12 protein-coding genes are annotated in these 15,847 nt (G+C 74.4%); 3 read left to right on the top strand and 9 right to left on the bottom strand.

The genetic code is table 11. From position 1 onward, the window contains the following. Positions 1-56: 56 nt before the first annotated feature. From AMOR_RS01375 to AMOR_RS01365, 3 genes are read right to left on the bottom strand one after another with little or no spacing between them, the layout of a single operon-like run. Complete coding sequence (locus AMOR_RS01375; protein ID WP_248357672.1) at positions 57-977, bottom strand: ABC transporter permease; 921 nt, start codon at positions 975-977, stop codon at positions 57-59. Beyond that, positions 974-2,071, bottom strand: coding sequence for an ABC transporter permease (locus AMOR_RS01370; protein WP_248357670.1), 1,098 nt, complete (start codon positions 2,069-2,071; stop codon positions 974-976). Before AMOR_RS01370 ends, AMOR_RS01375 begins: the two co-directional genes overlap by 4 nt. Then, positions 2,068-3,594 (bottom strand): ABC transporter ATP-binding protein, encoded by a 1,527-nt coding sequence (locus tag AMOR_RS01365; protein WP_248357669.1) that lies wholly within the window; start codon positions 3,592-3,594, stop codon positions 2,068-2,070. Before AMOR_RS01365 ends, AMOR_RS01370 begins: the two co-directional genes overlap by 4 nt. A gap of 53 nt (positions 3,595-3,647) precedes the next feature. On the opposite strand from AMOR_RS01365, the gene AMOR_RS01360 reads away from it, so the two are divergent. Both AMOR_RS01360 and AMOR_RS01355 read left to right on the top strand, forming a co-directional pair. Next, positions 3,648-4,310: a response regulator gene (locus AMOR_RS01360; RefSeq protein WP_248357668.1), complete on the top strand. Its 663-nt coding sequence runs from the start codon at positions 3,648-3,650 to the stop codon at positions 4,308-4,310. A gap of 143 nt (positions 4,311-4,453) precedes the next feature. Next, entirely contained in the window at positions 4,454-5,170 is a 717-nt protein-coding gene (locus tag AMOR_RS01355; protein WP_248357667.1) for a sensor histidine kinase, read from the top strand. Between the two features lie 13 nt (positions 5,171-5,183). Here the strand turns inward: AMOR_RS01355 and AMOR_RS01350 are convergent, their stop codons facing one another. Beyond that, on the bottom strand, positions 5,184-5,582 hold the full coding sequence (locus AMOR_RS01350; RefSeq protein ID WP_248357666.1) for a hypothetical protein: 399 nt from the start codon (positions 5,580-5,582) through the stop codon (positions 5,184-5,186). Between the two features lie 1,061 nt (positions 5,583-6,643). Between AMOR_RS01350 and AMOR_RS01345 the strand changes: the two genes are divergently transcribed. Next, positions 6,644-7,351: a transposase gene (locus AMOR_RS01345; protein ID WP_248357665.1), complete on the top strand. Its 708-nt coding sequence runs from the start codon at positions 6,644-6,646 to the stop codon at positions 7,349-7,351. Positions 7,352-7,444: 93 nt separating this feature from the next. On the opposite strand, the gene AMOR_RS01340 is transcribed toward AMOR_RS01345, so the two are convergent. Genes AMOR_RS01340 through AMOR_RS01315 form a run of 5 tightly spaced genes read right to left on the bottom strand, consistent with a single transcriptional unit; the run spans position 7,445 to position 15,684 of the window. Next, positions 7,445-9,541 (bottom strand): NarK family nitrate/nitrite MFS transporter, encoded by a 2,097-nt coding sequence (locus AMOR_RS01340; protein ID WP_318653844.1) that lies wholly within the window; start codon positions 9,539-9,541, stop codon positions 7,445-7,447. After that, entirely contained in the window at positions 9,538-10,071 is a 534-nt protein-coding gene (locus tag AMOR_RS01330; protein ID WP_248357664.1) for a molecular chaperone TorD family protein, read from the bottom strand. The genes AMOR_RS01340 and AMOR_RS01330 overlap by 4 nt, the downstream gene beginning before the upstream one ends. Beyond that, on the bottom strand, positions 10,068-11,534 hold the full coding sequence (gene narH, locus AMOR_RS01325) for a nitrate reductase subunit beta (RefSeq protein ID WP_248357663.1): 1,467 nt from the start codon (positions 11,532-11,534) through the stop codon (positions 10,068-10,070). The genes AMOR_RS01330 and narH overlap by 4 nt, the downstream gene beginning before the upstream one ends. 14 nt (positions 11,535-11,548) lie before the next feature. Then, positions 11,549-15,163 carry a nitrate reductase subunit alpha gene (locus AMOR_RS01320; RefSeq protein WP_248357662.1) on the bottom strand — a complete coding sequence of 1,205 codons (3,615 nt, stop codon included), beginning with the start codon at positions 15,161-15,163 and terminating at the stop codon, positions 11,549-11,551. Beyond that, complete coding sequence (locus tag AMOR_RS01315; protein WP_248357661.1) at positions 15,160-15,684, bottom strand: cytochrome c family protein; 525 nt, start codon at positions 15,682-15,684, stop codon at positions 15,160-15,162. The genes AMOR_RS01320 and AMOR_RS01315 overlap by 4 nt, the downstream gene beginning before the upstream one ends. Positions 15,685-15,847 lie beyond the last annotated feature (163 nt).

Below are 15,847 nucleotides of genomic sequence, written 5' to 3'. Positions count from 1 at the left end.
TCTCCTGTCGGATCGAGTTGGGCCTGCGATGCTGCTGACGCGGTGAAGCGCTCCCGTCATGCGCCCGGGAAGAAGGGCTTCCCGAGCGAGGCGGGCATGTTGAGCCGGATCCAGAGCGGGTTCCGGGAGATGAGGACGAGGACGACGACCGTCGAGACGTACGGCAGCATGCTCATGAACTGCGGCGGGAACTGGACGCCGCTCGCCTGGAGGTGCAGCTGGAGCATGGTGACGCCGCCGAACAGGTACGCGCCGAGGAGGATCCGCGCCGGGCGCCACGTCGCGAACACGGTGAGCGCGAGCGCGATCCAGCCGCGGCCGGACACCATGCCCTCGACCCAGAGCGGCGTGTAGACGACGGAGAGGTACGCGCCCGCGACGCCGCAGAGCGCCCCGCCGGCGACGACGGCCGCGAGCCGGATCCCGCGCACCGGGTACCCGAGCGCGTGGGCCGACACCGGGGACTCGCCCACGGCGCGGAGCACGAGGCCGGCGCGCGTCCGGTAGAAGAACCAGGCGACGGCCAGCGCGAGCGCGATGGCCACGTACACCATCGGGTGCTGCTGGAAGAGCGCCGGCCCGAGCACCGGCACGTCGCGCAGCCCCGGGACGCCGTGCACCGGCGTGTCCTCGAGCCGCTTGCCGACGTAATCGATGCCGACGAACGCCGAGAAGCCGGACCCGAAGAGGCTCACGGCGAGGCCGGTGGCGTACTGGTTCGTGTTGAGCCAGATGACGAGCCATCCGAAGACGGCCGCCACGAGCGCGCCGGCACCGGCGCCCGCCGCGAAGGCGAGCCACTCGCTCCCGGTGTGGAACGCGGTGGCGAAGCCGGCCACCGCCGCGATCAGCATGAGCCCTTCGGCGCCGAGGTTCAGCACGCCGGCGCGCTCGTTCACGAGCAGGCCGAGGCCGGCGAGGGCGAGCGGCGTCCCGGCGCTCAGGGTCGCGGCGACGAGCAGCGAGAGCGCGTTCACGCGGCGCCCCCCGCCCGCGCCGCGTGCGCGGCCTTCCAGCGCGCGCGGTAGTGGATGAGCGTGTCGCAGGCGAGCAGCGACAGGAGCAGGATGCCCTGGAAGACGCCGGCCAGCGCGGACGGGAGGCCCACGCGCGACTGCGCGAGCTCGCCGCCGATGAGGAACGTGGAGAGGAGCAGGCTGCCGAGGACGCAGCCGAGCGGGTGGAGCCGGCCCACGAACGCGACGATGATGGCGGTGAAGCCGTAGCCGCTCGAGACGTGCGGCGTGAGCTGGCCCATGGGCCCGGCCACCTCGAACGCTCCCGCCACGCCGGCGAGGCCGCCGGAGGCGAGGAGGGTGGTCCAGACCGCGGCCCGCGAGGAGAACCCGGCGTAGCGCGCCGCGGCCGGCGCGGGCCCGCCGATCTGCAGCTGCAGCCCGCGGTACGTCCAGAACATGAAGAGCCACACCCCGACCGCCGCGACGAGGGCCGCGACGAACCCCCAGTGGAGCCGCATCCCGCGCACCATCCGCGGGAGCTCGGTGCTGGCGGAGAACGTCACCGTCTGCGGGAAGTTGAAGCCGTGCGGGTCCTTCCACGGCCCGAACACGAGCCAGGAGAGGAGGAGGTTCGCGACGTAGACCAGCATCAGGCTCACGAGGATCTCGTTGGCGTTGAAGCGATCCCGGAGCCACGCGACGATCCCCGCCCACCCGGCGCCGCCCACGGCGCCGGCGAGCACGAGCATCGGGAAGAACGCCCAGGGCGACAGCGTCACGTTCGCGTTCGTGATCCAGAGGGCGAGCCCGCCCGCCCCGATGGCGCCCAGCAGGAACTGGCCCTCGGCGCCGATGTTCCAGACGTTCGAGCGGTAGCACATCGCGAGCCCGAGCGAGCAGAGGATGAGCGGGGTCGCCTTGAGCCCGAGCTCGGTGAGCGCCCGGACGCCGTTGAACGGCTCGATCAGGAAGACGGAGAGCGCCCGGCCCGGATCCTTCCCCAGCGCCGAGAAGAGGATCGCGCCCGCCGCCACGGTGATCCCGAGGGCGATCACCGGGGAGAGGACGCTCATCGCGAGCGAGGGGGCGCTGCGGCTTTCGAGCCGGATCACCGGGCCTCCCCCGCCGCGGCGGCCGGCGCGTTCCACAGCCCGCTCATCCACTCGCCCACCTGCTCCACCGTCGCCTCCGAGGTCGGGATCGACGGCGAGAGCCGCCCCCGCGCGATGACGTGCAGGCGGTCGGTGATCGCGAAGAGCTCCTCGAGCTCCTCCGACACGACCAGCACGGCGCAGCCCGCGTCGCGGAGCGCGATGAGCTCGGCGCGGATCTGCGCGGCGGCGCCCACGTCCACGCCCCAGGTCGGCTGGGCCACGAGGAGGACCTTCGGGAGCGCGTCGAGCTCGCGGCCGACGATGTACTTCTGCAGGTTGCCGCCCGAGAGGCTCTTCGCCACCGCGCCGGGGCCCGACGACTTCACCCGGTACCGTCCGATGATCGACGACGCCTGCGCCCGCAGCGCGCGCCGGTCGATCCAGCCGAGGGCGCGGAGGGCCTCCTTGCGCGTGAGGAGCAGGTTCGACGCGAGCGAGAGCGACGGCACCGCGCCGCGACCGAGGCGCTCCTCCGGGATGAAGTGCAGCCCGAGGCGCCTCCGGTGCGCCGCGCCCATCCGACCGATCCCGCGGCCGAAGAGCGACACCGCCCCCGCGTCCGCCCGCGGGTCCTCGCCCGAGAGCGCCGCGAGCAGCTCCTGCTGCCCGTTCCCCGACACGCCGGCGATGCCGACGATCTCGCCCGCGCGCACGTCGAGGGAGATCCCCTCGAGCGCCACCGCGAACCGGTCGAAGCGGGGGAGCGTGAGATCCCGCACGCGGAGCGCGACGTCGCCGGCGGTCCCGGTGCGCGGCGGCAGCCGGGGCGGGTCGGAGCCGATCATGAGGCGCGACAGGCTGGCGGTGGTCTCGAGCGTCGGGTCGCAGCGCCCGGTCACCTTGCCGCCCCGGAGGACCGTGCACTGGTGGCAGAGCGAGCGGATCTCGTCGAGCTTGTGGCTGATGTAGAGGATGGAGCAGCCGGTCGCGGCGAGCTTCCGGAGCGTCTCGAACAGCTTCTCGACGGCCTGGGGCGTGAGCACCGAGGTCGGCTCGTCGAGGATGAGGAGCTGCGGGTTCGCGAGCAGCGCGCGGACGATCTCGACCCGCTGCCGCTCGCCGACCGATAGGACGTGGACGGGCTTTTCGGGCTCGAGCTCGAGCCCGTACTCGGCGGCCTTCGCGCGGATCCCCTCCGCGACGGAGCGCAGGGTGACCTTGCGGTCCAGCCCGAGCCAGACGTTCTCGGCGACGGTGAGCGTGTCGAACAGCGAGAAATGCTGGAACACCATCGCGATGCCCAGCGCCCGCGCCTCGTGCGGGCTGCGGATCTCGACCGGTGTGCCGTTCCAGCGGAGCTCGCCCGCGTCGGGCAGGAGCGCACCGTAGATGATCTTCATCAGCGTCGACTTGCCGGCGCCGTTCTCCCCGAGGACCGCGTGGATCTCCCCCGGCTGCACCGTGAGCGCGACGTCGTCGTTCGCGACGACGGACGCGAAGCGCTTCGTGACGTGCTCGAGCTCTAGCCGGGGTGGGGCCATCCGAGAAGCCGCGGATACTACCCGCAGGGGGTGACAAGGGGGAGTGGTATCGGGTGGGCGCGTGGACCGGCCAGGGCGGCCGGGTCTCGCTCGCCTGCCTGGTGGGCGTGCTCGTCGTGGAGGACCAGCCGGACGACCGCGAGACGCTCCGCGACCTGCTCGAGCTGCTCGGGGCCGAGGCCGGTTTCGACCTGCACCTCACGAAGCCGCCCGACCCGGAAGCGCTCGCCGGCTCCTCGTGGAGCGCGCGGCCGCCCTGCCGGGGGAGAGGGCCGCGCCCGGTCGCTGACCTTGGCCGGCGGCGGGCAGGGTACGATCGGGCGTTGCGCCGGCGACGCCCCCCCGCCAAGACACATCGCATGGCCAAGAGCTGGGCGGACGTGCACGAGGCCGCGCGGGTGACCGCGGAGGCCCTCCACCGGGAGGCCGCAGCTGCGCGCGCGCAGGCGGAGGCCGCTCGCGAGCGCGCCCAGGCGCTGCTGGCGGTGGCGGACGCGAACCGGCGCGAGGCTCAGGCTGCGCCGGACGAGTACTTCGCGGTGTCGCGCTGGCACCAGGCGACGCTCGCGGAGACGCGCGCCCGCGGCATGGAGCGCGAGGCCGCGGAGCACGAGACGGAGGCGCGCACCGCCGACGCCGAGGCGGACACGGCGCACGCCCGGTCCGACGCCTCGCGTGCACGCGCGGATCGCGAGGGCGCCGGCGCCGGCCGGTGAGGAAGAACGCCGCGGGCGGCGGCGTCCGCTCGGCTGCGCACAGCCGAGCACCTTCGCCCACAATCCCAACTGCCCAACCGGCCCCGTCTTCGCCCCGCGTCACAATCATCGCCCTCGCTCGTCAGAGCAAGGTGGGGGACACGATGGGGGAACGAACGTCGACCGGGGAGCGCCTCCGGCTCGCGGAAGCAGACCTGCTCACGCCGGGGCTGATCCACGAGGTGCGGACGCCGCTCACGGCGATCAAGGCGGGGCTCATCCTCGTCGCGCGCGAGCTCGGCGATCAGGTGACGCGGCTCGAGCACTGGGACCTCATCACCGCGCAGGTCCAGCGCCTCGAGGAGCTGTTCACGACGTGGCAGGAGCTCGTGGAGCGCGACGCGGGCCGGCCCCAGCCGTTCGACCCGATCGTCGTCGTGAGGCGGGCGGCGGAGCTGCTCCGGTTCCGGCTGAAGCGGCTCGGGCCCGGGTTCGACATCGTGGCGGAGCTCCCGGACGCGAAGGTGCAGGGGCAGCCGAACGCGCTGCTGCACGCGATGACGAACCTGCTCGCCAACGCCGCCGATGCGGTCGCGAGCGGTCCGGGGCGGATCGAGCTCCGCGTCGCGCGGATCGACGGCGCGGTGCAGGTGCGCGTGGCGGACGACGGCGTGGGCGTCCCGCAGGACCTCCGGGCCCGCATCTTCGAGGCGCGGTTCACGACGAAGCGCGACGGTACCGGCCTCGGCCTCGCCATCGCCCGCGGCGTCATCGAGGCGAGCGGCGGTCGCCTGTGGCTCGTCCCGGAGGACGATCCGGCGCGGCGGCCGTGGTCGAGGACCGAGTTCGCGATCGCGTTCGCGGAGCGGGACGGCGGATAGGAGCGCCGCGGGGCTACGGCGCCCGCGGCGACGCCTCGTTCGGCGGCGGCGGCGTGGAGCCCGTGGCCGGCGACACGCCCGCGCCGACCGGGGAAGCCTTCCCGCCGCCCTGACCCTCGCGCGTCATTCCGCGGACGTCGACCGGGATGCAGCGCACCCCGCCACCCGGCGCCTCCTCGCAGTACTCGCCGGCCTGGCGCGATTCGCAGAGGCCGCTGCGTGGGTTGCAGACCGTCCCATGCGCGCACATGGCGTAGCACCCGCCCTCGGCGCGCTGCGCGGCGGAGGCGCCCACGGCGACCGCGGTGTTGATCGCAGCCGCACCGACCGTGTACGGCGCGGTGGAACCGCAGCCCGCGAGGACGATCGCGGTGACGAGCGGCGCGAAGAAGAGCGGCGCGAGGCGGGGCATCGGGCGGAGATTAGCTCTGCGTGCGGGGGGCGTCGAGCCTCGCGAGAGGCCGGTTGCGGTGGTCGAGGCTCGAGGCCGATGCCGATGCCGATGCTCGAGGCCGAGGCCGAGGCCGAGGTCGTGGCCGTGGCCGAGCCCGAGCCCGTGGCCGTGGCCGTGGCCGTGGCCGTGGCCGTGGCCGTAAACGTGCCCGCCCCTCCGTGGCCGTGCCCCGCCTCCCGTGGCCCGTGGCCCGTGGCCCGTCGACCGTGCCCGACGGAGAGTGAGCTTGCCGGGGGCCGGTTAGGGGAACGGCGCTCCCGCGCTCGGCGCGGCCGGCCGCGCGGACGTCGCAGTACTGGACACCGACACGGAACGCGTGCCGGTCACATGGGCAAAGAGGGGGAGGGTGGGCGGGGCGTGGCCGTGGGGGGCGTGGAGGTTGGGGCGGGGGCGCGAGGTTGGGGCGGGGGCGCGAGGTTGGGCGGGGCGAGGTTGGGGCGGGGGCGCGAGGTTGGGGCGGGGCGAGGTTGGGGCGGGGGCGCGAGGTTGGGGCGGGGGCGCGAGGTTGGGGCGGGGGCGCGAGGTTGGGGCGGGGGCGCGAGGTTGGGGCGGGGCGCTCGAAGCGCTTCACGGCGATCGGAACTGAACCGCAGGAGGTGACCGCGACCGAAGCTGCGTGACCTCGACCTCCGCGAGGAAAAACCCCAGGCGAGTGTCACCCATCAGCCCGGTCCAAAACGTCACCTGTCGGCCCGGTTGCACATACCATTCAAGACATCGCTGACACTTCGGTGAAGGGTCTTCGGGCCGGAGGGGTCGGAGTCGCGGGGTCGGGCGAGGGGCGAGGGCGATCCAGGTTGGGCCCCGGAAACAAATTCCCCCTCTCCCCCCGCGAAGCGAAGCGGAGCGGGGGGAGAGGGCCGGGGTGAGGGGGGCCGCCGGAAAATCGGGCGTCACGCGCGCGCCGACCGTGTGCGCGACTCGGAACCACGGCGCAAGGCGGTGGTCGGGGAGCAAGGCCCACCCGCTGGCCGGCGCGGCGTGTCAGACCTTCGTCGCAGAATAGTGCCCAATTCAAGATGGCACGACCGATGAAGATCGCGCAGCGTTCGTTCGAGTTCACGAGCTGGGGCGGCGCGCGGAAGGGGGCGGGGCGTCCGCGGAAGCCAGGGGCGAGGCTCCGGCACGCTGCGCGTGCGCCGCTCGCTTCGCGCTTCCCCGTGCTCGTCACGATGCGGGCGGTCGCGGGGTCGCCGAACCTCCGGCGCGGGGCCGCGTACGCGGCCGTCGAGGCAGCGATCGGTGCCGCGAACCTCGGGGGCGGGGTCCGCATCGTCCACTTCTCCGTGCAGACGAACCACGTGCACCTGGTCGGCGAGGCGGTGGGGACGTCGGAGCTCTCGCGCGGCCTCCAGGGGCTCTCCATCCGCATCGCCCGCGGGGTGAACCGCGCGACGAGGCGGCGCGGGAAGCTCTGGGCCGACCGCTACCACGCGCGCGTGCTCCGCACGCCTCGCGAGGTCCGGAACGCGCTCTGCTACGTGCTGCAGAACGCGCGGCGGCACTCGGACGTCCGCAGGGGCATCGTCGAGCCGGGCTGGATCGACCCGTGCTCCTCGGGGCGGTGGTTCGAGGCGTGGCGGGGAGAACACCGCGCGGCGCCGAGAACGGATGCCGTCGCGGAGCCGCCGCCCGTCGCCGCGCCGCGGACGTGGCTCCTCTCCACCGGGTGGCGGCGGTGGGGTCTCATCGACGTCGACGAGGTGCCGCCGGCGGCGTTCGGCTGAACGCAACGCGGCGTGGCGCGACGGCGCTCACGGAACCGAACTCGTGCGCGGCTCGAATTCGATTGCTCTCGAACCGGAAGCGCCGCCCCTCCCTCAGCAGGGCATCTCCGCCCCGCGGCGCGCGTAGAACCAGATCGTGAGGCCGACGCAGGTCGCGTAGTAGACGACGAAGCCGAAGAACGCCGGGACGGGACCGCCGGTGAGCGCGAGCGAGGTCCCGAAGGCCTTCGGGACGAAGAAGGCGCCGTACGCGGCGAAGGCCGAGGCGAACCCGATCACCGCCGCGGCCTCCTTCGTGGCGGCGCGCTGCGCCCGGTCCCGCCCCGCCGCCGTGCCGTCGGCGGCGCGCGCGTGCTGCGTCGCGAAGATCACCGGGATCATCCGGTAAGTGGAGCCGTTGCCCACGCCCGTCGCGAGGAACAGCAGGACGAAGCTCGCGAGGAACGGCCCGAATCGGCCCGGTACGCCGCCGTGGGGCAGGAACGCGACGGCGGCCAGGGCGAGCGCGATCATGGCGACGTACGTCGCGAGCGTGACGCGCGCGCCGCCGAGGCGATCGGCGAGCCACCCGCCGACGGGCCGGAACAGCGCGCCGAGGAGCGGGCCGAGGAACGCGTACCGCGCCGGGTCCACGCCCGGGAACGCGCTCTTCACGAGGAGCGGCAGCGCCGCCGAGAAGCCGATGAACGAGCCGAAGGTCCCGAGGTAGAGCCACGACACCAGCCAGGTGTGCCTGCGCCGGAAGATCACCGCCTGCTCCCGGAAGGACGCCTTCGCGCTCGCCACGTCGTCCATGCCGAGCCAGGCGGCCGCGGTGGAGAGCAGCACGAACGGGACCCACACGAAGCCGGCGTTCTGGAGCCACACCCGGTGCTCCACCCCGTCCCGGAGGTAGGTCTGCGGGGCGCCGCCGAGCGCGCCGAAGACGCCCGCCGTCACGACGAGCGGGACCACCACCTGCATCGCCGAGACGCCGAGGTTCCCGAGCCCCGCGTTGAGGCCGAGCGCGGTCCCCTTGAGCGCCTTCGGGAAGAAGAAGCTGATGTTCGCCATGCTCGACGCGAAGTTGCCGCCGCCGAGGCCCGCGAGCAGCGCGAGGGCGAGGAGGACCGGGTACGGCGTGGTCGGGTCCTGGACCGCGATCCCGATCCCCACGGCCGGCACGAGGAGCGAGGCCGTGGTGAGCGTCGTCCAGAGGCGCCCGCCGAGGACCGGCACCGCGAACGAGTAGAAGACGCGGAGCGTCGCGCCCGAGAGCCCGGGCAGCGCGGCGAGCCAGAAGAGCCGATCCGTCCCGAGCCGGAAGCCCGCGTCGGGCAGCCGGACGACCACCATGCTCCAGACCATCCAGACCGCGAACGAGAGGAACAGCGCCGGGATCGAGATCCAGAGGTTCCGCCTCGCGACCGCCTTGCCGCGCCGCTGCCAGATCGCCGGCACCTCGGGGTCCCACTCCCGGAGCACCTGCGGCTCGAGGGCGCGCTCGCGGAGGGCGGCGGCCACGGGCCGCGGCAGCGCGACGCCGGACTCGGCCGTCCACACCTGCGCGGCGCGCGGGCGGAACGGGAACCGGAACGGGAAGGTAACGACGTGCACGAGGCGGGAGAACGGGACGAGGGCGAGGAGCGCGAACGCGAGCAGGGCGTGCAGCTTCACCGGCGCCGGGAGCATCGTCGCGAAGGACGGATCCGGCGCCAGCGCGAGGAGCGAGCGGAGCCACGGCACCGCCGTGTGCAGGTACCAGATGGAGCCCCAGCGGAGCGAGAACGCGACCCAGACGCCGAGCGCGACCTGGGCGAGCAGCAGCAGGAGCACGAGGACGTCGACCGCGGTCGTCGCCGCGCGGACCCGCGGCACGGCGAGGCGGCGGACGAGGAGGATCACCGCGCTCGCGACGGCCCAGAGCCCGAGCGCGAGCCCGAGCACCTCGAGCGCCTGCAGGCGCGCGGGGCTCGCGAGGAGCCGGCCCCAGGGGCCCGGCGCGAGGAACGCGAGCGCGTGCGCGGACAGCACGGCGAGGATCGCGACGTGCCACGGCAGCGCGCCCCAGAACAGCACGCGCGACTCGAGGACCATCGAGGACCGCGCCGTCACCGGAGGCCCGAAGCCGGTCAGGCGGAACCCGAGGCCGGCGAGCGCGAGGACCAGCGCCGCGTACGGCAGGGCCGCGTACAGCACGGTGTCGGTCATGGGGCGACCTCCTCCGGGCCGCCGGCCCCGAGCGCGCGGCAGAGCGCGTCGAGCGCGGCGCGATACGGGTTCTCCGCCGGGAGCGCCGCCGCGAGGCGGCGCGCGCACGGCCGCAGCGCGAGGTCGGCGAGCTCGCGCGCGGCGTCCGAGTCGCCGGCGTCGGCGAGGAACCGGAGCACCTCGGCCACGTGGTCCGGCAGCTCGGAGCCCGGGGCATGCCCGGCTGCGGCGTAGGCCTCGGCGAGCCAGGCGAGGAGGGCGTTCCGGCGCGCGCCCTCGCCGCAGAGCAGGAGGCCCAGGTACGGGCTCGCGGCGGGGCGGAGATCGAACGTCGCGGTGTAGAGCTCCTCCGCCTCGCCCGGACCGATGGCCCGGAGGGCGTCCGCGCACCGGAGCGCGGGCGTGGCGACCTCGGGAGCGAGTGCGGAAGCGGCGAGGCGCGCGCGGTCCACGGCGTCCGGCGTGGGATACGAGAGGAGCTCGGCGAGGAGGCGGGCCGCCTCGGGCGCGATGATCGCGGACGCGCTCACGACGTCACCCTGCGCCGGAGCCCCACGAGCCCCTGGATGCCGGGGTCCCGATCGGCCTCCCCCTCGCGCGCGAGCGGCGGGTGGACCACGCGCTCCCGGAGCGTCGGGAACACCGTGAGGCGGTGGATGGCGTCCGCGGTCGCCTCGTCCAGGCCGGCCTCGAGCAGGAGCCGCGCCGCGTCCGCCGCCGTCACGTCGCCGGCGGTGCGCGCGCGGCGGTGCGCGCGGACGGCCGCGAGCGCCTGCAGCGCGTCCACCACGACACGCTCGTTCCCGGCGGCGAAGAGCGAAGCGAGGTAGCGGATCGGGATCCGGAGGGCGGCGGGATCGGCGAGGAGGTCGTCGCTCACCGGCCGGGCCCCGTCGCTCCGGACGGCGCGCACCGGCGAGAGCGGCGGCACGTAGAAGACCATCGGGAGCGTCCGGAACTCGGGGTGGAGCGGGAGCGCCAGCTCCCAGTCGCGCACGAAGCGATCGACGGGCGACCGGCGCGCCGCGGCGAGGACCGCCTCACCGAGACCGGCGCGCGCCGCCTCCGCGGCGACGTCCGGATCCGCCGGGTCGAGGAGCGCGTCGCGGAACGCGTCCACGAGCCGCTCGTCCGGCGCGCGAGCGGCCCGCGCGGCCGCGTCGGCGTCGTACAGCAGGACGCCCTGGTAGCGGATCCGGCCGGTGCACGCGTGGAAGCACGCCGGGGCGTCGCCGCTCTCGAGGCGCGGATAGCAGCCGATGCACTTCTCCGACTTCCCCTCGAGCCACGAGTGGAAGGTCTTCTTGTAGGGGCAGGCCGGGACGCACATCCGCCAGCCGCGGCACCGCTCCTTCGCGAGGACGACGATGCCGTCCTCGCCGCGCTTGTAGATCGCGCCGGACGGGCACGCCGCGGCGCACGCCGGGTTCAGGCAGTGGTTGCAGGTGCGGGGGAGGTGGAAGAAGACGAGGCGATCGAAGGCGAGGAGCGCCTGCCGCTCGTCGGGATCGAGGGCGGCGAGGTTCGGATCGGCGGCGGCGTGCACGGCGGAGCCGCCGAGGTCGTCGTCCCAGTTCGGCCCCGCCGACGGATCGATGGGCCGACCGGTGATGGCCGACACCGGGCGCGCGGTGGGCAGGTCCTTCGTCGGGTCCGCGCCGAGGAGGTCGCCGTACCGGTACGTCCAGGGCTCGTACTGATCGTCGAGGGTCGGCAGCGTCGGCGGCTGGAAGAGCTGGTCGAGCACGTGCGGCCGGCTCCCGAGCCGGAGGCGCAGCTCGCCGCCCGCCAGGACCCACCCGCCATGGTGCCGCTGCTGGTCCTCCCAGAGCGGCGGGTACCCCGTGCCGGGGCGGGTCTCGACGTTGTTCCACCACATGTGCTCCGAGCCCTTGCGGTCGGTCCACAGGTTCTTGCAGACCACGCTGCACGTGTGGCACCCGAGACATTTGTCGAGGTGGAACACCGACGCGAGCTGCGCGCGGACCTCCATGTCGTCCTCCTCGCCTAGTACTCCGGGGCGCGCTCCAGCCGGCGCACCACCACGTAGCTGTCGCGGTTCGTGCCCGTCGGGCCCCAGTAGTTGAACCCCCACGAGATCTGGCCGTAGGCGCCCAGCATCAGCGTGGGCTTGAGCCGGATGCGCGTGAGCGAGTTGTGGATCCCGGCGCGGCGTCCGCCGCGGAGCGGCGACCGGGGCGTCGCGACGGTGCGCTCGGGCGCGTGGTACTGCAGCGCGATCCCCGGCGGGACGCGCGCGCTCACCACCGCCTTCGTGACGACCGCGCCGTGGTCGTTCACCACCTCGACCCAGTCGCCGTCCGCGATCCCGGCGCGCGCCGCGTCCGCGGGGCAGAGCCAGAGCGGGTGCAGGCCGCGCGAGAGTGTCAGCATCCGGACGGTGTCGCCGTACGTCGAGTGGATGCTCCACTTGCCGTGCGGCGTGACGAAGGCGAGCGTCAGCGTCGGGCCGTCCACGTGCGTCGCGAGGAGGTCCTGCAGGTGCTCGGGATCGAGCCGCGGCTTCCACGTGGGCAGCCCCTCGCCCGCGGCGAGGAACCCGGGGTGATCGAGGTAGAGGTGGGCCCGGCCGGTGAGGGTGCGCCACGGCACCCGCCGCTCGACGTTCAGGACATAGGCGGAGTACGGGCGGCCGCCGCTGGGATCGCCGGTCCAGCACGGGCTCGGAAGGACGCGCCGCGGCTGCGCGGCGAGGTCGTCGAACGTCATGCGGACCCCGCGGGTGGGCGCGGCGAGATCGGCGAGCGGCACGCCCGTCTTCCGCTCCTCGGCCTCGAAGGCGCGGTGGCCCATCTCCCCGTTCGTCTCCGGCGCGAGCCGGAGGATGACCTCCGCGACGTCGCGCGCGGTCGCGAGCGACGGGTGGACGCGGCCCTCGATGGCCTCGCCGGGCCGCTCGCGGGCGAGCGCGTCCCAGACGTCGGCGATCGGCCAGGAGATCCCGTGCGCGCCGATGCCCAGCTCGCGGGCGAGGGGCCCGAGCGCGCGGAACCGCCGGCCCAGGCCGGCGTAGTCGCGCGTCACGACGGCGAGGCCCGGCATCGTCCTCCCGGGTTCCGGAGCGCACGCCCCGGTCGTCCAGTCGCCGGCCTCCGGATCGCCCATCTCGCCCGGCGTGTCGTGCTGGATCGCCGTCGCGACGACGTCCTCCACCGGGTCCGGGAGGTGCACCGCCGCGAGCGCGCTCACCTTCTCGGCGAGCGCCGCGAACGCGTCGAAGTCGCTCCGCGCCTCCCAGCAGGGCGGCACCGCCGCCTGCATCGGGTGGATGAACGAGTGCAGGTCCGTCGTGGAGAGGTCGTCCTTCTCGTAGGACGTGGCGGCGGGGAGGACCACGTCCGACAGGAGGCCGGTCGTGGTCATCCGGAAGTCGAGGTCCACCACGAGGTCGAGCTTGCCCTCCGGCGCGTCGCGCACGGTGACGTCGCGCGCGCCGCCGGACGCGGCCGCGTCCTCCGCGACCGACAGGGCGGGGGTCCCGAGGTAGTGACGCAGGAAGTACTCGTGTCCCTTGGCGCTCGAGGAGAGCGCGTTGCCGCGCCAGACGAGGAACACCCGCGGCCAGGCCGCCGGAGCGTCCGGGTCCTCGACCGCGAGACGGAGGGTCCCCTCCTTCAGCGCGGCGACGACGTGGTCCACGATCTCTTTCGCGCTCGCCGCTCCCGCGGCGCGGGCGTCGCGCGCGACCTCGAGCGGGCTCCGGTCGAACTGCGGGAAGAACGGGAGCCACCCGCGGCGGACCGCGGTGATCTGGTGGTCGAGCGTGTGGTCGGCCCCGCCGCGCGACGCCGGGTCGAGGCGCCGCTCGTGCTCGGCGCGCTCGTACCGCCACTGATCCGAGTGGACGTAGTGGAAGGAGGGCGCGTTCTGGAACCGCGGCGGGCGCGCCCAGTCCAGGGCGCCCGCGATCTGCGACCAGGGCGCGACGGGCGCGAGCTTCTCCTGGCCCACGTAGTGGTTGAGGCCAGCGCCGTTCCGGCCCACGGCGCCGACGAGCATCAGGTTCGTGAGCGCGGCGCGGTAGGCGAGGTCGGCGTGGTACCAGTGGTTCACGCCGGCGCCGATGACGATCGAGCACCGGCCTCCGGTCCGCTCGGCGGTCCCGGCCCACTCGCGGGCGAGCCGGATCGCCACGTCGCGGTGCACGCCGGTGTAGCGCTCCTGCCACGCGGGGGTGAACGGCGCGTCGGCGTCGTCGTAGCTCGCCGGGTACTCGCCGGCGAGGCCGCGCCCGACGCCGTGCTGGGCCATGAGCAGGTCGAGGACGGTCGCCACCGCCACGCGGCCGCGGTCCGTCTCCACCCAGCGGACGGGCACGCCCCGGCGCCAGGTGCGGCCGCCCGCGAAGTCCGGGAGCTCGACCTGCAGGACCGCGTCGTGCCGCTCCAGGAACGAGAGCACGGGCGCGATGCGGGCGCCCGTCTCGCCGTCCTTCAGGTGGAGGTTCCACTGGCCCTTCCGCGCCTGCCACCGGAAGCCGAGGCTGCCCTGCGGCATCCGGGGCGCGTCCGCGCCGCGGTCCCAGACCACGAACTTGAAGTCGCCGTGCTCGGTGGTCGCGTAGCGGGCGAGGGCGCTCGCGCGGAGGAGCCGGCCCGGGGGCGCGGCGCCGCCGGGGCCGGGCTCGAGCGCGACGAGGAACGGCGCGTCGGTGTTCTCCGCGAGGAAGTCGCGGAAGAGGGGCACCTCGCGCGCGGCGTGGAACTCCGAGAGGAGCACGTGGCTCACCGCGAGGAGCAGCGCGCCGTCCTGGCCGGCGTGCGCGGGGATCCACCAGTCGGCGTGCCGGCAGGTCGCGTTGAAGTCCGGCGAGACGACGACGACCTTCGTCCCGTCGTACCGTGCCTCGGAGAGGAAGTGCGCGTCGGGCGTGCGGGTCACGGCCAGGTTCGCGCCGAGCACCAGCACGTACTTGGAGTTGAACCAGTCCGCGCTCTCGGCGACGTCGGTCTGCTCGCCGAACACCTCGGGCGACGCGTTCGGCAGGTCGCAGTACCAGTCGTAGAACGACAGGTTGACGCCGCCGAGGAGCTGCAGGAACCGCGAGCCCGCCGCGAACGACACCATCGACATCGCGGGGATCGGCGAGAAGCCGGCCACCCGGTCCGGCCCCCAGCGCCGCACGGTGTGGACGATCGACGCGGCGACGAGCTCGAGGGCCTCTTCCCAGCTCGCGCGGCGGAAGCCGCCGCGCCCGCGGGCGGCCTGGTGGACGCGGCGGCGCTCGGGGTCGTCGACGATCGACGCCCACGCCTCGACGGGGTCTCCCTTCTCCGCCTTCGCGGCGCGCCACGCGTCGAGGAGTGCGCCGCGGACGTACGGGAACTTCAAGCGGAGCGGCGCGTACAGGTACGTGGAGTAGCACGCGCCGCGCTGGCAGCCGCGCGGCTCGTACGGCGGCACACCCTCGAGCAGCGGGTAGTCGGTCGCCTGCGACTCCCAGGCGACAATGCCCTCCTTCACGTGGACGTTCCGCGAGCAGCTGCCGGTGCAGTTCACCCCGTGCGTGGAGCGGACGGTGCGGTCGTGCTGGTGGCGCTCGCGCCACGCGCGTTCCCATCGGCGGGAGGCCGGGTCGAGGATGTCCCGGAGGAAGCTCATCGCGACCCTGCCTTTCCTGGTGCGCGGGCGAGGCGGGCGCGGAGCGCGGCCCGCACCGGCGGCATGCGCCGCCGCGAGACGAGGAGGAAGAGGCCGAGCAGCGCGAGGGCCACCGCGCCGGCCAGGAGCGCGAGCCGCCCCTGCGAGCCGGCCTCGGGCGGCACCGCCCGTGGCTCGAGCAGGAACGCGGTGACGTGGGCGCGCTCCTCCGGCGTGAGGGCGTGCCCGCGGTAGACCGGCTCCATGCTGGGGAGCTGCACGTCGGCGAGGAGCGCGTCGAGCGCACCCGCGTCGTAGGAGGCGCGGACGTCGGAGAGGTCGGGGCCGAAGCTCGCCGACCATGCGAGGCCGTGTCCCGCGATGGCGTGGCAGGCGAGGCATGGAGCGCCGCCGTTCTGGAGCCGGGCCTCGCCGACGAAGAGCCGCTCGCCGGCGCGCGCATCGTGCGGCGCCGGCTCGACGGCGCGGGCGAGCGCGACCGCGCAGAGCCCCGCGGCGCACGCGAAGGGGAGTACGCGCATGAGGAGCCTCCGGTGCGGGAGCCGACGGCCACTGCCGTCAGGACACGGATAGTTGCAGCACCGACGGGTGGAGGTCCCCAGGCAGGGATCGGGCCCGAAATTCGACCGAGCGTTGATCGGGATCAAGTGCGCTGGTGCGCGATCCCGAGCGGATCACGCGCGA

Origin of the sequence: Anaeromyxobacter oryzae, assembly GCF_023169945.1 — a bacterium.
GTDB lineage: Bacteria > Myxococcota > Myxococcia > Myxococcales > Anaeromyxobacteraceae > Anaeromyxobacter > Anaeromyxobacter oryzae.
Note: the sequence above shows the minus strand (reverse complement) of the source record. Positions and strands in the feature narration are given on the sequence as shown.

Coding starts and splice junctions, on each gene's coding strand:
- AMOR_RS01340 (WP_318653844.1), bottom strand. CDS start 9,541: ATGACCGACACCGTGCTGTACGCGGCCCTGCCGTACGCGGCGCTGGTC.
- AMOR_RS01355 (WP_248357667.1), top strand. CDS start 4,454: ATGGGGGAACGAACGTCGACCGGGGAGCGCCTCCGGCTCGCGGAAGCA.
- AMOR_RS01365 (WP_248357669.1), bottom strand. CDS start 3,594: ATGGCCCCACCCCGGCTAGAGCTCGAGCACGTCACGAAGCGCTTCGCG.
- AMOR_RS01320 (WP_248357662.1), bottom strand. CDS start 15,163: ATGAGCTTCCTCCGGGACATCCTCGACCCGGCCTCCCGCCGATGGGAA.
- narH (WP_248357663.1), bottom strand. CDS start 11,534: ATGGAGGTCCGCGCGCAGCTCGCGTCGGTGTTCCACCTCGACAAATGT.
- AMOR_RS01350 (WP_248357666.1), bottom strand. CDS start 5,582: ATGCCCCGCCTCGCGCCGCTCTTCTTCGCGCCGCTCGTCACCGCGATC.
- AMOR_RS01345 (WP_248357665.1), top strand. CDS start 6,644: ATGGCACGACCGATGAAGATCGCGCAGCGTTCGTTCGAGTTCACGAGC.
- AMOR_RS01315 (WP_248357661.1), bottom strand. CDS start 15,684: ATGCGCGTACTCCCCTTCGCGTGCGCCGCGGGGCTCTGCGCGGTCGCG.